The organism is Niallia sp. MER 6, assembly GCF_023714395.1.
In the GTDB taxonomy this organism is placed as follows: domain Bacteria; phylum Bacillota; class Bacilli; order Bacillales; family Cytobacillaceae; genus Niallia.
In genome coordinates, this window is sequence record NZ_JAMAUK010000143.1 from 1 (window position 1) to 268 (window position 268).

Sequence of the window (268 nt, forward strand, 5' to 3'; positions counted from 1 at the left end):
GGAACGGGTGTGACCTTCTCGCTATCGCCACCAGACTATTATGTTTTTATGAGTTGTTCTCTCAAAACTAAATCATCTTCGAAGAAAAACAAGAACCAAGCAATCATTCATGTCCAGCTGCAGAAGCCAAAGCTTCTTCCACTTTCCTATTTTAGTTAAGTCCTCGATCTATTAGTATTTGTCAGCTCCACGTGTCACCACGCTTCCACCTCAAACCTATCAACCTGATCATCTTTCAGGGATCTTACTAGCTTACGCTATGGGAAAT

1 rRNA gene is annotated in these 268 nt (G+C 41.8%); it reads right to left on the minus strand.

The features are described 5' to 3' along the window. Nucleotides 1-151: 151 nt before the first annotated feature. A 23S ribosomal RNA gene (locus M3600_RS28750) occupies nucleotides 152-268 on the minus strand; the annotation flags it as partial.